Origin of the sequence: Nocardia sp. NBC_01499, assembly GCF_045040275.1 — a bacterium.
Classification (GTDB): domain Bacteria; phylum Actinomycetota; class Actinomycetes; order Mycobacteriales; family Mycobacteriaceae; genus Nocardia.
In genome coordinates, this window is record NZ_CP109426.1 from 4,660,102 (window position 1) to 4,679,970 (window position 19,869).

Below are 19,869 nucleotides of genomic sequence, written 5' to 3' on the forward strand. Positions count from 1 at the left end.
GTATGCTCTCGCTTATCATCTATCAAGCGGTACTTTCTAGCCATGTCCGAAGCACATCGCCCCGATCTCGCCGCGATGATGGCCCCGCTCATCCGGGCGCTCATCGCGACGGAAATGCCTGTGCTCGAACGACATGGGCTGTCGATGTGGGGATACTCGGTGCTGCTCGGGCTCGGCAAGGAACCCGTGTACACGCAGGCCGCGCTGGCCAAGGCGATCAATGCCGACAAGACCCGCATCATCGGGGTGCTCGATGAGCTGCAACAGGGCGGGCTGATCGACCGCGCGCCCGATCCGGCGGATCGGCGGGTCAATCTGGTGTCGATCACCGCGGCCGGACGCAGCCTGCGCGACCGGGTGCAGGCCGACATCCAGGAGCAGGAGAACCGCCTGCTTTCCCAGCTGCCAGCGGCGGATCGGCGGGCCTTCCTTCGGTCGCTGCAAGCGCTGTCCACGGCCGCCGCCGAGCAGGCTCAGTGAGCGCGCACACAGACCGCCACGCAGGTTTCCGCTGGTGGCGAGCCTCATGGCGACGCGTAATACGCAGGTCAACTAGCCTTAATAGGTGCCGCGCACGGGAGGCGGGCACACTCTGACGCAACGGAGCGATCCCCCAGAGAAAGCGAACGCCGATGATCCTGGTGGCTCAGGTCAGCGACACCCATTTCGATCTCGGCGCCCGCAACGCCGAACGGGTCGAGCGGGTCATGACCTTCCTCACTGGCCTGCGCCGCAGGCCGGACGCGATCCTGGTGACCGGTGACGTCACCGATTCCGGCAAGTCCGAGCAATACGCCGAGGCCAGGCTCGCGTTCGACATCGACATTCCGGTGTACGCCATTCCGGGCAACCACGACGATCGCGCCGCGTTCCGCAGCACACTGCTCGGCGAATCCGCCTCGACCGCGCCGATCAACCACGCCCACCGGATCGGGGATCTGACCGTCGCACTGCTGGATTCGAGCATTCCCGGCGAGCCGAGCGGCCGGATCGCCGACGAGACCTACACCTGGCTGCACGACGTGCTCGCCACTGCGCCGGCCGACAAGCCGGTGCTGCTCGCGCTGCATCACCCGCCCGCCAACCTGTTCAGCCCGGTCATCGACGAGATCTCCCTGGAGGAGCCGGAGAAGTTCGCCGAACTGGTCGCCAGCGACAAGCGCATCGTCGCGGTACTCACCGGGCACGCGCATTCCTCGGCGACAACGACATTCGCGGGCCGTCCGCTGCTGGTCGCGCCGAGCACCGCGTCGGTCCTCGGCGGCCTGTGGGAACTCGACCTGCCCGACCACGTGATGGACTACGCGCCCGACCCCGCCATCGCACTGCATCTCATCGATGAAAAACACAGCCTGACAACACATTTCCGCAGCGTCCCGATGGGCGGCTGGCTTGGCGTCGCACCGAACTGACCCGGTCGCTTCGCGTCAGCGGCGGACGACTCGTTCGCGGCGATAGGCGGCGGGTGTCGCGCCGGTCCAGCGTTTGAACGCGTAGATGAAGGTCGAGGATTCCGCGTAGCCGAGCCGGATGGCGACGTCACTCACCGAAAGCGGTGTTGCGGAGAGCATTTCCTCGGCCAGCGCGCGGCGCACCTCGTCGAGCAGCGCCCGATAACTGGTGCCCGCCGCGTCGAGGTGGCGGCGCAGGGTGCGCGTGCTCATGTTGAGATCGCGTGCGACGGAGTCGATTCCGGGCGGCGCGGTGAATCCTTCGATGCCGCCGGGAACCAGGAGTTCGCGTACCTCGGCGGCGATGCCGGTGCGGGCGCGGCGGCGGTGCACCAGATCTCGGCACTGGGCCAGGCACATGGCCCAGGTCTGCTCGTTCGCCTGCGGCAGCGGCTGATCCAGCACCGAGGGCTCGATCGCGAACAGGTTGCGCGGCTGCCCGAACCGGGGCCGCACCACGGTGACCGCCTCGATCCGATCGGCGTAATCCGGTGCCGCGAAACGGAACTCGGCCCTGGCCAGCGGCAGATGCCTGCCGAGGAGATCGCTCATCACCTGATGCATCGCGGTGACGTCGCGTTCGACCAGGAACTGGCGCACATCGGCCGGAATCAGCTCGTCGTGCACCCAGGCGACGAACTCACCTTCCCGCCATTCGGCGACGGGCAGGCAGAAGGTGAAACTCAGCTCCAGATAGCGCAGCGCGAACGAGATCGCCTCGCCGAGCGTCGGACTGCTGACGCACGCGAACCCGAAGATGCCGAAGGTGGTGATCCGATAGCGGCGGCCGATCTCAACGCCCAGCGCGGGCCAGTCGGCGAGTTCGCGCACCAGATTGCGGACCACCGCGAGTTCGATATGCGCGTCGATCTGCGCGTCCGGGTCGCGCAGCCGCGGCTCGGACAGCCCCGTGCCGGCGAGCATGCGCCCGGCGGGCACGCCGTGCTCGGCCGCGTAGCCGACCATCAGCGCCACGCTGGCTATCCCGCGCGGAAAGTTCCAGTCGCGGATTCCCGGATCCTGCACCCGCTCCACGCCACACAGTATGGCCGAATATCTCGATCGGTTACCCGGACGCCCCCTAGAGTGGAATCATCTTCAGTCTTGTGAGGAGTGTCACATGACAGCGGGCAACCGGCCATCGGTCCTCATCATCGGCGCGGGCTTCGGCGGCATCGGCATGGCGATCGAGCTGCGCCGCAACGGTTTCCACGACATCACCATCCTGGAGCGGGCCGCCGGCCTCGGCGGGGTGTGGCGGGAGAACACCTATCCCGGCGCCGCCTGCGACGTGCCGTCCCCGCTGTACTCCTTCTCGTTCGAGCCGAAACCGGACTGGCCGCAGCGCTACTCCGACCGCGACGCCATCCACGGCTATCTGCGCGGCGTCGCCGAGCGCAACGGCGTATTCGACGCGATCCGGTTCGGCGCCGAGGTGACCGATACCGAATTCGACGACACGTCCGGGCGCTGGACCATCCGCACCGCGGACGGGACGGCTCGCACCGTTGACGTGTTGATCTCGGCGGTCGGCCAGCTCTCGCGGCCCGCGCTGCCGAACATCCCCGGCATCGACACCTTCGCGGGCGCGGCGTTCCATTCCGCCGAGTGGGACCACGGGGTGGAGCTGAGCGGCAAACGCGTCGCCTGCATCGGGACCGGCGCCAGCGCCATCCAATACATCCCGCGGATCCAGCCGAAGGTCGCGCACCTCACCCTGTTCCAGCGCACACCGGCCTGGGTTATCCCCAAGTTCGACACCGACTACTCGCCGATTCAGCACACACTGTTCGCCAGGCTGCCCGGCGCGCTGCTGGTCGAGCGCTTCGGCTGGTGGTCGGTCGCCGAGTTCATCTCCCTCGGCCTTGTCGAATTCCCGGCCATCGCGGGGCTGGTGGCAAAGCTCGCCGCGCGACATCTGCGCAAGCAGGTCGATGATCCGGCGTTGCGGGCCAAGCTCACCCCCGACTATCCGATCGGCTGCAAGCGCGCACTGTTCTCCAACGACTACTACCCCGCGTTGACGCAGCCGAACGTGCGGGTGGAGACCACCGCGATCACCGAGGTGGTGCCCGAGGGCGTGCGCACCGCCGACGGCACCGTGCACGAGGTGGACGTGATCATCTACGGCACCGGGTTCAAGGGCACCGAATTCCTCTGGCCGATGGACATTTACGGCCGCGCGGGCCGCAAGCTGTCCGACGCCTGGGCCGACGGCGCGCACGCCTACTACGGCATCGCGGTGCCGGACTTCCCGAATCTGTTCCTGGTCTACGGGCCGAACACCAATCTCGGCGTCGGCTCGATCATCTACATGATCGAATCGCAGGCCCGCTACATCCGGCAGGCCGTCGAGCTGCTCGGCCGCAGCCCCGGGCACTGTCTCGAGGTCCGCGCGGATCAGGAAGCGCGATTCAACACGGCCCTGCAGCAACGCCTCGCCCGCACCCCGTGGAACTTCTGCTCCAGCTGGTACCGCAATGCTGCGGGCCGTATCACCAACAACTGGCCGGGCTCGCAACTCAGCTACCGCCGCCACCTGCGCAAGCTCGACCCCGCCGACTACACCCTCACCCCGGCCGCCTGAGGCGCTACCGAGCGCGCCACATTCCGGAGACAATTGTGCGGTGAAGGTAGCGCTGGCCGGGCGAACCGAGGTTCGAGCGGGTGCGCGCGGCGATCCGGCCGAACAGCGCGTGGACTCGCCGCGCGCCCGCACTGGCAGACTTGTGCCGTGACTGGACGCCCGATAGCTGACGGAACGGCCGAACACGGGCCGCTACGACCGATCGAGCTTGCCTTCGGCGCGGTGCTCGGCGGTGCGACCGTCGGTTTGGTCACCGTCGGCACGGTGATTCCGTTCGCGGCCGCACTGAACCTGGTCGCCGCGGTGCCCATGGGCCTGATCGCACAGCGCTATCGACTGCGCGCGCTGGTCACCGCGGCTGTCGCGGCCACGGTGGTCACCTTTGTCGCGACCGGTTTACCCACCACTATGGGTTTGATGGCGACGGCGACGATCGCGGGCATCATCGGCACCACGAAACGGCGCGGCGGCGGGGTCGCCTCGGTGCTCGGCCTCTCCACCGTGGCCGGCCTGGTGTGGGCCGGTTTCGCGGTCGGCGTGCTCCAGCTGTTCTCCGCGGGACGTAATCTGCTGTTCGACACGCTCCGCAACACCGCACGGGGCATCCAGGACCTCGCGGCCCGCCAGCAGCAGCTCGAGCCGCTCGGCCGCGCGGCCGCGGACCTCACCGATGCCGCACTGCGCTGGTGGTGGGCCTTGGTCGGCGGCGGGGTCGCCTCGGGCATGGTGGCGACCGCGATCTTCTCCTGGTTCGTGCTCGGCTCGGTGCTCGATCGGCTGGCCTGGCTGCCCGGCAGCGACCGGCTCGACGCGCCGCCGGACGATCGCCCGATCGCGCCGCTGCCGGTCACCTTGCGCGGGGCGGCATTTCGCTACCCGGGTACGACACGCGACGCACTGCGTGACATCGACCTGACCGTTGAGGTCGGCGAGTTCGTCGCGGTCGTCGGGCACAACGGATCGGGTAAATCAACGCTGACCAGGCTGCTCGCCGGACTCCCTCCCACCTCGGGAACGGTGGAACGCCCGGGTTCGGCCGGGCTCGGGCATCTCGGCGGGACCGCGCTGGTGTTGCAGCGGCCGGAGAGCCAGACCCTCGGCGTGCTCGTCGCCGACGACGTGGTGTGGGGGCTGCCGACCGAACTCGCCGCCGAGGTCGATGTCGCCGGGCTGCTCGGCGAGGTCGGCCTCGACGGCATGGGCGACAAGGAAACCGCCACCCTGTCCGGTGGGCAGCAGCAGCGGCTCGCGGTCGCCGCGGCGCTCGCCAGGAAGCCCGCGCTGCTCATCGCCGACGAGGCCACCTCGATGATCGACCCGGTGGGCCGGCGCGAACTCGTCGAACTGCTTGCGGCACTGCCGAACCGCCATGCGATGGCGGTGGTGCTCGTCACCCACCACGAGGCCGACGCGGCCGCGGCGGGCCGGGTGGTGCACCTGGCGCAGGGGCGCGCGGTCGACCGGCTGGCCGCCTGGCCGCGGCCGGTGCGCGACGTGCGACGCAGGCCGATGGGCGAACCGCTGCTCGAACTGCGCGACGTCAAATACACCTACAATCGCGGAACCCCTTGGGAGGCAGCGGCTCTGCACTCGGTCGACCTCTCGGTGCGGCGCGGTGAGGCGCTGCTCATCGTCGGCGGCAACGGGTCGGGCAAGTCCACCCTCGCCTGGATCATGGCCGGATTGATCGAACCGAGTTCCGGCCGTTGCGAACTCGCGGGCAAGGCGGTCACCAAGCAGATCGGCGGCGTCGAGTTGGCGTTCCAGCACTCGCGGCTGCAACTGCAGAAGCAGACCGTCGGCGCGGAGATCGCGGACTGGGGCGGCCGGGCCACCGGATCCGGCGCGGTCGGGCGGGCCCTGGACGCCGTCGGCCTCGATCGGTCGATTGCCGCGCGGTCGATCGAGGAACTCAGTGGTGGACAGGCCAAACGGGTGGTGCTCGCCGCGATCGTCGCCAGCCACCCGCAGGTGGTCGTGCTCGACGAGCCGCTGGCCGGGCTCGACCCGGAAGGACGCGCGGACATCGTGGAACTGCTTGCGCGGCTGCGAGATTCCGGACTGACGCTGATCGTCATCTCGCACGACGTGGAAGACATGTCCGCGGTGTGCGATCGGACGGTGCACCTGCGCGCCGGGCGAATACCGGCGACCGACGCGGTGACCGACGCCGTCGTCGTCGCCAATGACGCGGCGCACGAGCATGATTCACGTCCTGCCGCACCGCTGCGGCAGCAGGGAGACGCCGCCTGGCGGCTCGAGCGCGGAGGCCGATCATGAGTCTGGTGCTGTTTCGCCGAGTCCCGGTGGCGAGCCCGGTGCACAACCTGTGGGCGGGCACCAAGATGATCAGCGCGTTCCTGATCAGCTTCCTGCTGATGTTCCTGCCGACCTGGCCGGTGCTCGGCGTGATGATCGTGTTCCTTGTGGTCATCGGGGTGGTGGCCCGGCTACCGCTCGGCACCCTGCCCCGCCTGCCCTGGTGGTTCTGGGGGTTGCTCGCCCTCGGCGCGCTGATCAACGCGCCGGTCGGCGCCCAAGCCATCGTGCGCTACGCGCAGACGGTGGTGTTCGGCCTGGTCATGGTGGCCGCGTCGTTCGTCGTCGCCTGGACGACACCGATGAGCGATATCGCTCCCGCGCTGGCCAAACTCGGCGCGCCGCTGCGCAAACTCCGGGTGCCGGTGGACGAATGGGCCGTCGTCGTCGCGCTCACCCTGCGCGGCTTGCCGCTGCTGATGGAGGAGATCCGGGTGCTGCGCGCGGCCCGCAAGCTCCGCCCCAAGGACAACATGCTCTACCTGGCCACCGAGAACCCGCTCATCGACATCCTCACCGCCGCCATGGCCGTATCCACCCGCCGCGCAGGTGAACTCGGCGAGGCGATCACCGCGCGCGGCGGCACCGGCGAACTCGCCGCCTATCCCAGTTCCCCGGGTCGCAACGACGCGATCGCGCTCACCGTCGTCGTCGCGGTGTGCGCGGGTGCCTTCGTGCTCGGCTTCGTCCTGCTGTAGTCGCCGCAGGAAGCGCTTGCGAGGACGAATGTCCGAGGCCGCAAGGAGCGCTTGCGAGGACGAATGTCCGAGGCCGCAGGGAGCGCTTGCGAGGACGAATGTCCGAGGCCGCAGGGAGCGCTTGCGAGGACGAATGTCCGAGGCCGCCTAACGCGCGGGCCGACCGCGGCGGGCGATACTTGGCGGCGTGGGTGACGGCGACGAGGTACCGGCTTGGCAGCGGCGGACCGCTGGGGAATCGCGGTTGGCGGCGACGGCCGCGGTCATGGCGATCATCGGATTGCAAGTGGTGTTGCCGGATCATTTCCTGCCCGAGCCTGGATGGTTGCTGCCGGGGTTGGAGTCGCTGCTTTTGGTGGTCGTGCTCGTCGCCAATCCCGTCCGGATCGACCGGGAGGAGACGTGGCTGCGGTGGGTCGGCCTCGGGTTGGTCGGGCTACTCGGGGTGGCGACGGCGTACTCGGCGGATCGACTGGTCGTCGGGTTGATCGACGGGACGCTCAGCGACGACCCGGCCCGGCTGCTCGGGTCAGGCGGCGCGGTCTGGCTTACCAACGTCGTTGTCTTCGGGCTCGGCTACTGGGAGTTCGATCGGGGCGGGCCCGCGGCTCGGGCGCATGCCCGAAAGCCATTGCCGGACTTCATGTTCGTCCAGATGCAGAACCCCGAACTGGCGAGCCAGGAGTGGGAACCGCAGTTCGTCGACTATCTGTATCTGTCGTTCACCAACGCGACGGCGTTCAGTCCGACAGATGTCATGCCGATGTCGCGGTGGGCCAAGACGCTGATGATGGTGCAGTCGGCGATCTCGCTGATTCTGGCCGCGCTTGTCATCGCACGCGCGATCAACGTACTGCATTGACCAACCCGTATAGCTGAGCGCTATAACTAGATTCGCGGTTTCTATAGCGGGCCACCGCCCCCTATTTCAGGGGCTGAACCTCTATTTGAGCGGTAGAGTTATCTGCGGAGTAGCTATTCGCTAGATCACATGCCGCGCGACGCAGTGGGGGAAGGGATTTCGACGCGCGCGGCGTTTCTCCAATGCTGGAATCCTGATGAAGAATGGAACAACCGAATGATTCTCCGCAAAATCACCGCGGCCGCCGTGCCCCTCGTCGCCGCGGTCGCGGTCGGCGCTGGCACCGCCCATGCTCAGCCTGCCGTGGCGCAGGCTCCCGAGATCGGCTACACGGCAAAGCTGGTGGGAGACAAGATCATCACCACACTGACCGGTGGATCGTTCGAAGTGGTCGGCGATATCGTCGACGTCAAGGACGAAGCAGGGAACACGGTGGTCTCGATGCCACTGGCGTTCCGGCAGGACGGGCTGGAGTACCCGCTACCGCACGCGGTCAGCGATGCGGGCCACGCGCTGGAATTGACGGTGGTCAAGGACGCCGCTCAGGCGCGTCCGGTCCAGGCGACCCCGATCGCCTCGCCGTATGAGAACCAGCGCGCACAGGACGCGTTCCTGTCGCAGTTCGGCATCGCCACCGCGGTCGGCGGCTTCATCGGCACCGTGATCGGTGCCGCGGTCGGGCTGACCGGCATCCTCGGCGGGCCGACCGTGATCGCCAGCGTGCTGGCGGGCGCGGCGGTGGGCGGGATCATCGGCACCATCGTCGCGGGTGGCCCGACGCTGATCGTCGCCGGCATCGACCTGATCAACACGCTCACCGCGGCGCCGGGAACGACCAGGTGGATGGACGACACCGGCCGTCCCAAGAACTGACCGACGTCTACTGAAGCGGCCTGCACCGAATCGATTCGGTGCAGGCCGCTTCATTGTTGTGCGCCAAGGCATTTGGCGGTCCAGCTCGGGTTACCGCTCGTGACAGCCCGGCGCGACCGGCACACCGGCCACCCGGTCCGCGAGATAGGACATCGCACCGAACGCCTCACCGACGGCGGTCGGGTTGTGGCCGGGCAGGATGGAATGCACCGAGGTGATATCGGCGCCCTGGGCGCAGTAGTGGCCGAGCAGGTCGGTGAACCCGGCAACGGGGACCACGTCGTCGCTGGTGCTGTTGTACAGGTACATCGGGATGCGCGGTGCCGGAGCGCCGAGCTCATGCGGTTCGGTCGCCGCGCGGAAACCGGGTTGCGCCAACAGGTTCGGGACCGCGGCGTAGTCGTCGACGCGGGCGTTGACGTATTTCGTCACCAGATCGGGGCCGCACGCGGCGCTGTCGGCGGCGATCATCGCACGGCCGCGATCGTTGAGCAGGTTGATGACGCCCGCACCCGGATTGTCGCGCGTGGCCGCGATGACGATCAGCATGGCCAGACCCGCCTGCATGGTGCCGTCCACGTGCTGGGCGATGGCGGGCCAGTTCGACGGAACACCGCCCGCGGCGATGCCGGCGAAGTGAATGTCCGGCGCGTACTGCGGCTGCATCTGCGCGGCCCAGAGGGTGGCGAAGGCGCCGCCCGAATAGCCCCACCCGACAATGGGAGTCGCCGGGCCGAGCCCAGCGGCAGGCAGGTCGCGGGCGGCCCGGATGCCGTCGAGCACGCCGCGCCCGGAATTGACGCCGTCGAGGAACCGGGACCGAGGGCCCTCATGATCGCTGGCCACCACGGCGAAGCCGCGGCGCAGCGCGTCGGCCATGAACGGGGCGTCGATCAACGCCTGGGTACCGCCAGGGTCGCCACCGCCGCGCAACGCGTACGACGGCGCGCAGCGCGAGCCGAGGCTGTCCTCGGCGATCTGATACGACAGCAATGGCCGAGGACCGGGTCCGGTCCACGCCACCATCGGCACCATGACCGTTGCCACGTCGGCCACCGCCGCGCCGCTCGCGTCGGTGCTGCGGTACTTGACCTGCCACGTCGAAACCGGAAGCGGCAGACCGAACAACGCGCTCTCCCGCGAATCCACGATCGCGCCCTCGGGATAGGTGGCGAGGTTCGCGGGCGCCGCATAGAACGGATCCGCGTCGGGCGGCGGCACCTGAGCGTGCGCGCCCGGCGCCAGCATCAGCGTCGAAGCTAGAACCATGGCCGCCGCTGATCCGGCTCGGGCTAGCGCCGCGCCGATGCGCCGGACCGGCGCTTCGGATGTTGCCGTGCTACCGAGGAGCGATGTCCCCCTACCGATTCCGTCCGGAGTCGCCATGGCAGGCAACCTACCTTGCCGGTGGCCGAACAGGTCGGCACTCGCTCGACGTTTCGCCGACCCCTCTAGTTTGTTGCCGGAACGACACATTCGGCCGACCGCCGCCGATAGCGCGGGTATGCCGATCCCGGTCGCTCCGTGGCTGGTGCGCATGGCGGCCTCCCCTGTCCGGCGAGGCGTAACGGAATATGCCGGATGCAACTCTGCGCCGCCGCACTCCGGCCTCGGGGCATTCACAGTACTGGCAGATCAGGGGCCCCGACAGCGGTCAATCGATGGTCAGACCCACCGCCGCTGTTGTCCTTTCGGCGTCACTTCTGCTGGTACAGGGCCTTCTTCGCGGCCTCCTGGGCGGAGTCGAGCGCGAGATCGGCCGCGATCAATCCGAGGCACCCAGCCACGCCGGATGCCATAGGCGGCCGGTCTCGGTCCAGTTCATGAACCGCACCGTGCCATGGATTTTCGGCGTCACCCAGACCGCCTCCTTGCGTTCCTCGGCGGTCAGGTCGTTGTCGAACGGGCTGGACTTGCGCTCGGTCTTGCTCAAGCGCTTGGCCAGTACCTTCATATCGGCCTCGTTGAATCCGGTGCCGACCCGGCCGACGTAGATCAGCCTGCCCTCGTACGGGATGCCGACGAGCAGCGATTTGAAGTTGCGCGCCTCGCTGCGCCGCCAGCCGCCGATGACCACCTCCTGGGTGCGCCAGTTGCGCTGCTTCACCCACGAATGACCGCGCTTGCCCGGCAGATACACCGAATCCTTACGCTTGGCGACCACGCCCTCCATGCCGTTGTCCTGGCTGTAGCGCACCGCGTCGGCACCGGAACCGTCCAGCCGGGGCGGCACGATCATCGAGGGCGCGGTACCGGCGAGCGCCTCGAGCACCCGGCGCCGATCCGAATACCGTTTGCGGACAAGCGAAGTGCCGTCCAGGTACAGCACGTCGAAGGCGACGAAGACGGCCCGCGCCGCATCCGCCTGCAGCAGGCCGAGATTGGCGACGCCGTGGTCGTCGAAGACCACCGCCTCGCCGTCCAATACCACGCTGTGCTCGGACAATTCGTCGCCGAGCGCCGCGATACCCGGATATCTACCGGTCACCACATTGCCCACCCGGCTGCGCAAAGTCAGTGTGCCGGAATCTATTTCGGCGATCAGGCGGAACCCGTCCCACTTCGTCTCGAAGCACCACTCGTCGGCATCCTGATCGGTGACATCGCCGGGGGTGGCGAGCATGGGCGCGAGTCCGCGCGGGAACGGCGACGGCCCGCTCGGCACCCGGATTATCCGGCCGGACGGTGTTTCCGGCTCTGCGCCAAGGCTTTTCGCCTTGTCGTCCGAGCCGTTGCGCTCGGCACCGTGCTGCTCGCGCATCAGATGCATCAGCCACTGGTTGCCGTTGGTCTGGATCAGCGCGTAGCGCCCGTTGAGCCGCTGCCCGTGGAATTCGACGATCACCTCGTCGTCGCGCCACTTCTCGGTGTCGTAGGTGCCGGAGTCCCAGATCGTCATCTCCCCCGCGCCGTACTGCCCCTTGGGGATGGCGCCGTGGAAGTCAAGGTACTCCAGCGGGTGGTCCTCGGTGTGCACGGCGAGCCGATTCTGGTTCGTGCTGGTTGGTGGGCCCTTCGGCACCGCCCAGGACACCAGCACGCCGCCGCGTTCCAGCCGCACATCCCAATGCAATCGCCGCGCATGATGTTCCTGTACGACGTAGCGATTGCCCTCCCCCGGCGCGGGCCGGTCGGCGGGAACGGGCTCGGGCGTGCGCGCCGGATCGCGCATCGATCGATACTTCGCCAGCGCGTCGGCACCCGATTCGGCCGACGCGGTATTGCCCTTCGGCAGTGGCGGATCGAGCTCGGCGAGCAGGTCGCCGTCGTCGTGCCAGCGGGCGAGGACCTCGTCGAACCGCAAGTGCCGCAGCTTCTTCCGGTTCTCGATCTCCTTCCAGCTGCGTGGCGCGGCCGCGTTGGGTTCGGCGCGCCCGCGCAGCGAGTACGGCGCGATGGTCGTCTTGGCCGCGTTGTTCTGGCTCCAGTCGAGGAAGATCTTTCCGCCGCGCACCGATTTCGCCATCGTCGCGGTCACCAGATCCGGGTGCAGCCGTTCGAGATTCGTGGCCACCTGCTTGGCGACGGTGGACGCGCCGCTCGAGCTCACCTCGCGATCCAGCGGCACGTAGATGTGGATTCCTTTGCTACCACTTGTCACCGGGAACGCGCGCAGGCCGATGTCCTCGATCATGTCGCGCACCGCGAGCGCGACCCGCGCGCAGTCGGCCAGTTCCGCGCCTTGCCCAGGGTCGAGATCGAACACCAGCCTGGTCGCCGGGCCCACCGCGTCACCGTCGAAACGCCATTGCTGCACATGAGCTTCCAGCGCCGCCTGCTGCCCGAGCCAGGCGAGCCCGGCCTCGGAGTCGATCACCGGATAGGTGACCTTGCGGTCGGAATGCTGGATGGTGTGCCGCTCGAGCCACGACGGCGCGTGCGCTGGCAGGTTCTTTTCGAAGAAGGAAGGCTCGTCGACCCCGTTGGGCCAGCGCTTCCTGGTGACCGGGCGGCCTGCGATGTGCGGGAGCATGGCGGGCGCGATCGCCGAGTAATAGGCGATGACTTCGCCTTTGGTGGTGCCACTGGCCGGATACAGCACTTTATCGAGGTTGCTGAGTTCAACCTCGATGCCACCGAAGCTCCGGCGGGATGCCATGGGAACGATTTTAGAGGCGGGGACCGACAAGTCGCCGGGTCCCCGCCGCTCGTCAGATCTGCGAACCCGAGGAGTCCATACCCGACTGATCCGAGGAGCTCGACGCGTCGTCCGGCATCGCTTCCGGCGCACCGGGTCCGCCGGGCTGGCCCGGCGTGCCGAGGTCATCCTCCGGCGGGATCGCCTTCTTGGCGGCTTCCTTGCCCTTGGCGATCTGGTCCGAGTACTTGCCCTGGGTCTTCTGGTCGATGAAGTCGCCGCCCTTGTCGATGGCGTCGTTGATCTTGTCGGCGTTCTTGGCCGCCGCGTCCTTGCCCTTGCCGACGAGGCCTTTCAGAGTATCCGCGAAGCTCATAGCGTTCGTTCCTTCCTCTAGCCCACTAGCACGATGTCGTCAACCCACATCTTCCCACCACGAATCCCGTGGTGGTGCACTACCTGGGTCGACCCGCTGGCCGGGCATCGGCACCGCGATCGCCGTGCCCGCCGCCTCGGCCGCCGTCACCATCCGCCGCACCGGCTCCGACCAACCGTGGAAGGCCAGATTGAAAGTCGCCCAGTGGATCGGCACCAGCAGGCCGTGGCCTGGGTCGCCCGCGCACAGATCGGCGTGCGCGCGGACCGCCTCCTCCGGGTTCATGTGCACGTCGCGCCAGCGCTCGTCGTAGGCGCCGATCGGCAGCAGCGTCAGATCGAACGGGCCAACGGCCGCACCGGCTTCCGCGAACGCCTTGGTGTATCCGGTGTCGCCGCCGAAGTACGCCCGCTTGGTCGGGCCGACGATCGACCAGGACGCCCACAGCGTGGTGTTGCGGACCAGGCCACGGCCGGAGAAGTGCCGCGCCTCGGTACAGGTGAGCACCAGATCGGAGCCGTCGTGCGCCCGGCCAAGCGAGGACAGCGAAACCGAACCGCCCCAATCCAATTCGATGATCCGATACTCGGGCACACCCCAGTGCCGCAGGTGCGCGCCGATGCCGACCGGGACAAGGAACGGCGCGGTCTGGCGCAGCACCAGCTCGCGGACGGTGTCCTTGTCCAGATGGTCGTAGTGGTCGTGCGAGATGATCACCGCGTCCAGCGCGGGCAGCTCGGCCAGCGGCGTCGGCACCGGATGCATCCGGCTCGGGCCGACCAGCGCGGACGGCGAAACCCGTTCGCTCCAGACCGGATCGGTGAGCACTCGATATCCGTCGATCTCGATCAGCGCGGTGGCGTGTCCGAACCAGGTGACGGCCAGCTCGGCCGCGACCTCGGGCAGCTGCGGAGTCTGCAGCGGGATCACCCCGGTCGGGCGTCCGACGTTGCGTTTGGTCAGCGCCGAGATCAGCAGGGAAGGCGCCGATCCCGCCGCGAGCTGACTGCTCGGCTCGGTGTTGTGGAACTGCCGGTCGCGGTAGGTGGTCGCACCGGCCGCGTACGGCTGGATGGCGGAGATCGAGGCGCCCATCGCGGACGGGATGCCCCACGCCGCGCGGACCACCCAGGTGAGCCCGAGCGCGCCCGCCGCGGTACCGGCGATGCTTCGAATGTTCATCATCGCCCCACAAACTTCGCGGCGCGCTTCTCGAGTCTGGCCTGTCGGCCCTCCTGCGCGTCGGCGCTGGCCCACGCCGCCTCGAGGGCGGCGCGCTGCTGCGCGCTGTCCGGCTCGCGGGTGCCGTCGTCGTTGAGCACCAGCTTCATGTGCCGCAGCGACAGCGGCGCGAGCTGGGCGATCTGCTTGGCCCATGACTGCGCGTCGGCCAGCGAACCGATCCGGTTGGCGAAGCCGAAGGTGTAGGCGTCGGCCGCGGTCACCGACTCCGCACCGAGCAGGATGGTCCTGGCCGGGCCGCCGCCGATCAGCGAGACCAGCCTGCGCATCGTCCACCGGTCGACCGAGATGCCGAGCTTGGCCGCGGGAATCGCGATGTAGGCGTCCTGCCCGATGACCCGCAGATCGGAGGCGAGGGCAAGCTGCACGCCCGCGCCGAGCGCGCCACCGTTGATGGCCGAGATCACCGGCACCGGGACGGACTCCACGGTGTGCAGCATCTCCAGCAGGCCGCCGAGGAACTCGTCGGAATAGACGCCGGACAGATCCGCGCCCGCGCTGAAGATCGGGCCGCGCCCGGTGATCACGATCACCCGCGCGTCATCGGCGACGGCGGCGAGGACGGCTTCGCGCAGCAGCGTGATGAGTTCGAGGTTGAGCGCGTTGCGCCGTTCCTCACGCTGAAGTTCGATGGTCACTACGTCACCGTCTCGGCTAACTCCGAGCATGCGACCTCCACAACTGAACGATCCGTCTAGTTACATTCACTTTGCCACAGCCGAGGGCACAGACCGTTGAAGCCGATACGATCATCGGCTGTGCCGACAGACTTCGACCTCCTGGTGATCGGCGCTGGTCAGGCAGGGCTGTCAGCCGGTTATCACCTGCAGCGCCTCGGGCTGCGCCCCGAGCAGGACTTTCTCATCGTGGACCATGCACCGGGACCGGGCGGTGCCTGGCAGTTCCGCTGGCCGTCGCTGACCCTGAGCACGGTCAACCGGGTGCATGACCTCCCGGGCATGTCGTTCGCGGAGACATTGCCGTCCGGATCCGAGTCCGCACCGGCGGCGACCGCGGTGCCGCACTACTACGAGCTCTACGAAAAGCGCTTCGACCTGCGGGTGCACCGGCAGGTGTCGGTCACCGTGGTGTGCGACCGGACCGAGGATGGTAGCCCGGCCGAACACGGGCCGATCCTCAATGCCGAGACCGATTCGGCGGGCACCATCCGGGTGCGCGGCCTGATCAACGGGACCGGCACCTGGGAACACCCCTTCATCCCGCGCTATCGCGGCGCGGAGACCTTCGCCGGACGGCAGCTGCACACCCACGACTACCGCACTGCGGCCGAGTTCGCCGGTAAGCACGTGGTGGTGGTCGGCGGCGGTATCTCGGCGGTGCAGTTGCTCGACGAGATCTCCCAGGTCACCTCGACCACCTGGGTGACACGGACCGAACCGATCTTCCGCGACGCGTCGTTCGGCCAGGAGGACGGCCGCGCGGCGGTCGCCAAGGTGGAGGACCGGGTGCGCCGTGGGCTGCCGCCCGGGTCGGTGGTCTCGGTGACCGGGTTGCGGCTCGACGACCGCCTCCGCGCCGCCAAAGCACGCGGCGCACTGCACCGGCTGCCGATGTTCGACCACATCGAACCGGACGGGGTGCGCTGGGCGGACGGCGCGTTCCAGCACGCGGAGGTGATCCTGTGGGCCACCGGATTCCGCAGCGCGCTCGACCATTTGGCGCCGCTGCGACTACGCGGGCCCGGCGGCGGCATCACCATGACCGGACGGCTCGCCACCCAGGTGGCGGCCGATCCGCGCGTTCATCTGATCGGTTACGGACCGTCCGCGAGCACGATCGGCGCGAACCGCGCCGGGCGGGCGGCGGCCGTCGAGCTGACCGAATACCTCGGCCTCGGTTAGTTCAGGCCCGAGGTCATCGTGTCGGGGTCGAAGCCGATGCGGGCGCCGCTGTCCAGCGCGTTGATCGCGTCCATCTGATCGTGGGTGAGTTCGAAGCTGAAGACGTCGAAGTTCTCCGCGATGCGCGACGGGGTGACCGACTTCGGGATGACGATATTGCCGAGCTGCAGATGCCAGCGGATGATCACCTGGGCCGGGGTGCGCCCGACCGCGGCGGCGATCGAGGCGATGGTCTGATCGTCGAGCAGAGTGCCCTGGCCGAGCGGGCTCCACGCCTCGGTGGCGATGGCGTGACCGGCGTGGAAGTCGCGCAGTTCGCGCTGGGCCAGCCGCGGATGTAGCTCGATCTGGTTCACCACCGGGGTTTCGCCGGTCTCGCCGATGAGGCGCTCGAGGTGGGCGGTGGTGAAGTTCGATACGCCGATCGACTTGATCCGGCCCTGTGACTTCAGCGCCTGGAAGGCGCGGAAGGTGTCGACGTACCGATCGGCCGCGGCCACCGGCCAGTGGATCAGGTACAGGTCGAGGTAATCCAGGCCGAGCTTCTTCATGCTGGTGTCGAACGCGCGCAGCGTCGAATCGAAGCCCTGCTCGGAGTTCCACAGCTTGGTGGTGACATAGATTTCGTCGCGCGGCAGGCCGAATTCGCGGATCGCGCGGCCGGTGCCTTCCTCGTTGCCGTAGACCGCGGCGGTGTCGATGCTGCGGTAGCCGACCTCGAGCGCGGCGGTGACGACCGAGTACACATCGTCATCGGGCACCTGGAAAACACCGAAGCCCAGTTGCGGGATCAGGTTGCCGTCGTTCAGCACGATCGAGGGGATGGCGGAGGTCTCGCTTCTGAAGGTCACCATGCGACGGTAGAAGTGTGGCGGCGAGCCGTCAACGCTGACCCTTGGCGTGTTGGCCCCCGGTTTACCGCCCGACCTGCACTTTCTCGCCGACCGACCGTGACGGTCGTGACTCGTTAAGGCTTGCTAAGCGACTCGGCAAGCCGCACTGAACACCGAGATCGGCCACCAAGTCGAAAGCGCCCGCGGCCGCGCCGATGTCGCGGCTCACCGAGCCACCGGCGGTGACACCGGGAACACTGCTATGGGTGCAAACTGAGGGCATCACGCTATCATTGAGGGCATGGCGACTACCAAGACCCCCAAGACCAAGGCGAAGGCCACCAAGGTGGTCCGCAAGGCCGTCCCAACAAACCTCAACGTGCGCAACCTGGACCCGGCGACCAAAGCGTCCATTCAGCGCCGCGCCAACCGTAACGGCCGGTCCATGGAAGCGGAGGTTCGCGCCATCCTCACCCACGCTGCCGAGGATGACGCCAATCCGGCATCAGTGGTCAACCCGCTCTCGGGCGCGGCTCTGCTGGGACGACTGGCACAATTACGAGAAGCACTCGACGGGGATGTGCCGGAAATCGTTTCGCGGCACGAGGATTCGGCGAAGTAGTGCTGATACTCGACACAAATGTTATTTCGGCAGCGATGGTTCCGGAGAAAAATCCGGTCGTCGCCGCATGGCTGGCCACTGTCACCGACTTCTACACGACATCCATCACAGTCATGGAAGTGGCGAAGGGCGTCTATCCAATGACGGAGGGACGCAAACGTGACGCGCTGATGGCTGCGGCTGACGCTGTGTTCGCGCCGCTGGTTCAGGCCGATCGCATCCTCACCTTCGACTACTCGGCCGCGTTCTGCTACGCCCATCTGATGGTGAAACGGCCGAAACCAACCGCTGGTGAATTGACCGACGCACAGATAGCCGCCATCGCCCTGGCTCATGACGCCGTGCTGGTGACGCAGAACGTGAAAGATTTCGCCGGACGTGGTGTGCGCGTATTCGATCCGTCCACCGGCACCGAGCACTGACCGGTAGACCTCATCTCCGGCAGAGATCTGAATTCGGCCTGCTGCGTTCGGAGTACACGCCGAAGCGTGCGTTCGGGCGGTATCGCGAGTCGATCGCGACGTAGCGCCGTTCGGCACGATCCTTAGCCGTCTGACAGGCCGAGCCTGCGGTAGCGCTGCGTGCGCAGCGCACGCAGTTCGGCGTCGGGGCGCTGGCGTAGCCGGGCGAGTTCGTCGGCGATGGTGGCGACCATGCGGCGGGCGAAGTCAACCGGTTCGGCGGCGGCGTCGGGGTATTCGGGCACGATGCGGTCGACCACGCCGTCGACGAGTAAGTCGGCGGCGCGAATGCGTTGGGACTGAGCCAGTTCCGGGGCATGCTCGGTGTCGCGGTAGACGATGGCACTCGCGCCTTCGGGCGGCAGCGGGGCCAGCCAGCCATGGGTGGCGGCCAGCACGCGGTCGGCGGGCAGCAGGGCCAGCGCGCCGCCGCCGGTGCCCTGGCCGAGCAGCACCGAGATGGTCGGCGTGTCCAATGTCACCAAATCCGCGATGCAGCGGGCGATTTCGGGGGCCAATCCGCGCTCCTCGGCCTCCTTCGACAGGGCAGCGCCCGCCGTGTCGATGACCAGGACGAGGGGCAGCCGCAACTCTTCAGCAAGCGCCATGCTGCGCCGTGCTTCCCGTAGCGCGGCGGGCCCCATGGAGTACCCGTCCTGCTGCCCGAATCGGTCATGTCCGAACACCACGCACGGCTGGCCGCGCAAGCGCGCGAGCGCGTGCACCACGGTCCGGTCGGACTCGCCCTGTCCGGTGCCGCTCAGCGGAACCCGTTGCGTCACATGACGTAGCAGGTCGCGAATGCCGGGCCGGTCCGGCCGCCGCGAGATCACGACGGATTCCCACGCCGAGACGGCCTCCGCCGACGGCTCCTGGTCACTGAGCGGAACCTGTTCGCGCACAGTCGATCCCGGCGTAGGAACGCCGCTGAACACGCTGAGCGCGCGATGGGCGATGCGGCGGAAGAGGGAGATGGTGACGACGCCGTCGATAACGCCGCGGCGATAAAGGTTTTCGGCGGTCTGCACGCCCTCCGGGAAGGGCTGTCCGTACAGGGCCTGGTAAACGCGGGGCCCGAGGAATCCGATCAGCGCGCCGGGTTCGGCAAATGTCATGTGCCCCAAGGAACCCCACGACGCGAAGACACCACCCATGGTGGGGTTGCGCAGGTAAACGAGATAGGGATGACTCTCGGCCTTGTGCGCGGCGACGGCACCGGCGATCTTCACCATCTGCACGAAGGCGACGGTGCCCTCCTGCATGCGAGTGCCACCGGAGGTCGGCGAGACGACAAGGGGCAGCCCGAGATCGGTGGCGCGCTCGACCGCCGAGACGATCCGTTCCGCCGCGGCGACGCCGACCGAGCCAGCCAAAAACCCGAACTCACAGGCGATTACGGCCACCCGACGGCCACGCAGCAGCCCCTCGCCGGTGAGCACCGACTCATCGGTGCCCGCCGCGACCGCAGCCTTACGCAACGCCTCGCGATACCGCGGGGTCGCGGCCACCGTGATCGGTGGCCGGTCCCAGCTGATATACGAGCCGGTGTCGAGCAGTTCACCGAGCAGCTCGCGCGCCGAAATCCTCACAGAGGCAGACTATCCG

18 protein-coding genes are annotated in these 19,869 nt (G+C 68.0%); 10 read left to right on the forward strand and 8 right to left on the reverse strand.

Annotation, left to right across the window (positions count from 1 at the left end; all coding sequences use genetic code 11):
* The first annotated feature begins 42 nt into the window (after positions 1 to 42).
* Together OG203_RS21235 and OG203_RS21240 are read left to right on the forward strand one after the other, a co-directional pair.
* Positions 43 to 480: a MarR family winged helix-turn-helix transcriptional regulator gene (locus OG203_RS21235; RefSeq protein ID WP_405167360.1), complete on the forward strand. Its 438-nt coding sequence runs from the start codon at positions 43 to 45 to the stop codon at positions 478 to 480.
* A 152-nt stretch (positions 481 to 632) separates the two neighbouring features.
* On the forward strand, positions 633 to 1,412 hold the full coding sequence (locus tag OG203_RS21240) for a metallophosphoesterase (protein ID WP_405167361.1): 780 nt from the start codon (positions 633 to 635) through the stop codon (positions 1,410 to 1,412).
* 15 nt (positions 1,413 to 1,427) lie between these two features.
* Here OG203_RS21240 and OG203_RS21245 read toward each other — a convergent pair whose 3' ends face one another.
* The gene (locus tag OG203_RS21245; RefSeq protein ID WP_405167362.1) at positions 1,428 to 2,486 is read right to left on the reverse strand and encodes an AraC family transcriptional regulator; all 1,059 of its coding nucleotides are present in this window, start codon (positions 2,484 to 2,486) and stop codon (positions 1,428 to 1,430) included.
* 85 nt (positions 2,487 to 2,571) lie between these two features.
* Between OG203_RS21245 and OG203_RS21250 the strand changes: the two genes are divergently transcribed.
* The 5 genes from OG203_RS21250 to OG203_RS21270 all read left to right on the forward strand — a co-directional run bounded on the left by OG203_RS21250 (position 2,572) and on the right by OG203_RS21270 (position 8,790).
* Entirely contained in the window at positions 2,572 to 4,038 is a 1,467-nt protein-coding gene (locus OG203_RS21250; protein ID WP_405167363.1) for a flavin-containing monooxygenase, read from the forward strand.
* A gap of 147 nt (positions 4,039 to 4,185) precedes the next feature.
* Positions 4,186 to 6,318 carry an ABC transporter ATP-binding protein gene (locus OG203_RS21255; protein WP_405167364.1) on the forward strand — a complete coding sequence of 711 codons (2,133 nt, stop codon included), beginning with the start codon at positions 4,186 to 4,188 and terminating at the stop codon, positions 6,316 to 6,318.
* Positions 6,315 to 7,055: an energy-coupling factor transporter transmembrane component T family protein gene (locus OG203_RS21260; protein ID WP_405167365.1), complete on the forward strand. Its 741-nt coding sequence runs from the start codon at positions 6,315 to 6,317 to the stop codon at positions 7,053 to 7,055. Before OG203_RS21255 ends, OG203_RS21260 begins: the two co-directional genes overlap by 4 nt.
* A gap of 187 nt (positions 7,056 to 7,242) precedes the next feature.
* Complete coding sequence (locus OG203_RS21265; protein WP_405167366.1) at positions 7,243 to 7,917, forward strand: hypothetical protein; 675 nt, start codon at positions 7,243 to 7,245, stop codon at positions 7,915 to 7,917.
* 216 nt (positions 7,918 to 8,133) lie between these two features.
* Positions 8,134 to 8,790: an ammonium transporter gene (locus OG203_RS21270; RefSeq protein WP_405167367.1), complete on the forward strand. Its 657-nt coding sequence runs from the start codon at positions 8,134 to 8,136 to the stop codon at positions 8,788 to 8,790.
* Positions 8,791 to 8,880: 90 nt separating this feature from the next.
* On the opposite strand, the gene OG203_RS21275 is transcribed toward OG203_RS21270, so the two are convergent.
* The 5 genes from OG203_RS21275 to OG203_RS21295 form a co-directional block, all read right to left on the reverse strand.
* A complete protein-coding gene (locus tag OG203_RS21275; RefSeq protein ID WP_405167368.1) occupies positions 8,881 to 10,059 on the reverse strand; it encodes a lipase family protein in 1,179 nt (392 codons plus the stop codon).
* Positions 10,060 to 10,555: 496 nt separating this feature from the next.
* Positions 10,556 to 12,889: an ATP-dependent DNA ligase gene (locus OG203_RS21280; protein ID WP_405167369.1), complete on the reverse strand. Its 2,334-nt coding sequence runs from the start codon at positions 12,887 to 12,889 to the stop codon at positions 10,556 to 10,558.
* A gap of 52 nt (positions 12,890 to 12,941) precedes the next feature.
* A complete protein-coding gene (locus tag OG203_RS21285) occupies positions 12,942 to 13,244 on the reverse strand; it encodes an antitoxin (protein WP_405167370.1) in 303 nt (100 codons plus the stop codon).
* Between the two features lie 39 nt (positions 13,245 to 13,283).
* A complete protein-coding gene (locus OG203_RS21290; RefSeq protein WP_405167371.1) occupies positions 13,284 to 14,426 on the reverse strand; it encodes an MBL fold metallo-hydrolase in 1,143 nt (380 codons plus the stop codon).
* Positions 14,426 to 15,154 (reverse strand): enoyl-CoA hydratase, encoded by a 729-nt coding sequence (locus OG203_RS21295; RefSeq protein ID WP_405167372.1) that lies wholly within the window; start codon positions 15,152 to 15,154, stop codon positions 14,426 to 14,428. The genes OG203_RS21290 and OG203_RS21295 overlap by 1 nt, the downstream gene beginning before the upstream one ends.
* Before the next feature lie 90 nt (positions 15,155 to 15,244).
* Here OG203_RS21295 and OG203_RS21300 point away from each other — a divergent pair, with 90 nt between their 5' ends.
* Positions 15,245 to 16,348 carry an NAD(P)-binding domain-containing protein gene (locus OG203_RS21300; protein ID WP_405167373.1) on the forward strand — a complete coding sequence of 368 codons (1,104 nt, stop codon included), beginning with the start codon at positions 15,245 to 15,247 and terminating at the stop codon, positions 16,346 to 16,348.
* On the opposite strand, the gene OG203_RS21305 is transcribed toward OG203_RS21300, so the two are convergent.
* Complete coding sequence (locus tag OG203_RS21305) at positions 16,345 to 17,202, reverse strand: aldo/keto reductase (protein WP_405167374.1); 858 nt, start codon at positions 17,200 to 17,202, stop codon at positions 16,345 to 16,347. The genes OG203_RS21300 and OG203_RS21305 overlap by 4 nt on opposite strands.
* 280 nt (positions 17,203 to 17,482) lie before the next feature.
* Between OG203_RS21305 and OG203_RS21310 the strand changes: the two genes are divergently transcribed.
* Both OG203_RS21310 and OG203_RS21315 read left to right on the forward strand, forming a co-directional pair.
* Positions 17,483 to 17,803, forward strand: a complete 321-nt coding sequence (locus tag OG203_RS21310) for a FitA-like ribbon-helix-helix domain-containing protein (RefSeq protein WP_405167375.1) — start codon at positions 17,483 to 17,485, stop codon at positions 17,801 to 17,803.
* Positions 17,803 to 18,225, forward strand: coding sequence for a type II toxin-antitoxin system VapC family toxin (locus tag OG203_RS21315; protein ID WP_405167376.1), 423 nt, complete (start codon positions 17,803 to 17,805; stop codon positions 18,223 to 18,225). Before OG203_RS21310 ends, OG203_RS21315 begins: the two co-directional genes overlap by 1 nt.
* A 122-nt stretch (positions 18,226 to 18,347) precedes the next feature.
* Here OG203_RS21315 and OG203_RS21320 read toward each other — a convergent pair whose 3' ends face one another.
* Entirely contained in the window at positions 18,348 to 19,853 is a 1,506-nt protein-coding gene (locus OG203_RS21320) for a carboxyl transferase domain-containing protein (protein ID WP_405167377.1), read from the reverse strand.
* Between the last annotated feature and the right edge of the window lie 16 nt (positions 19,854 to 19,869).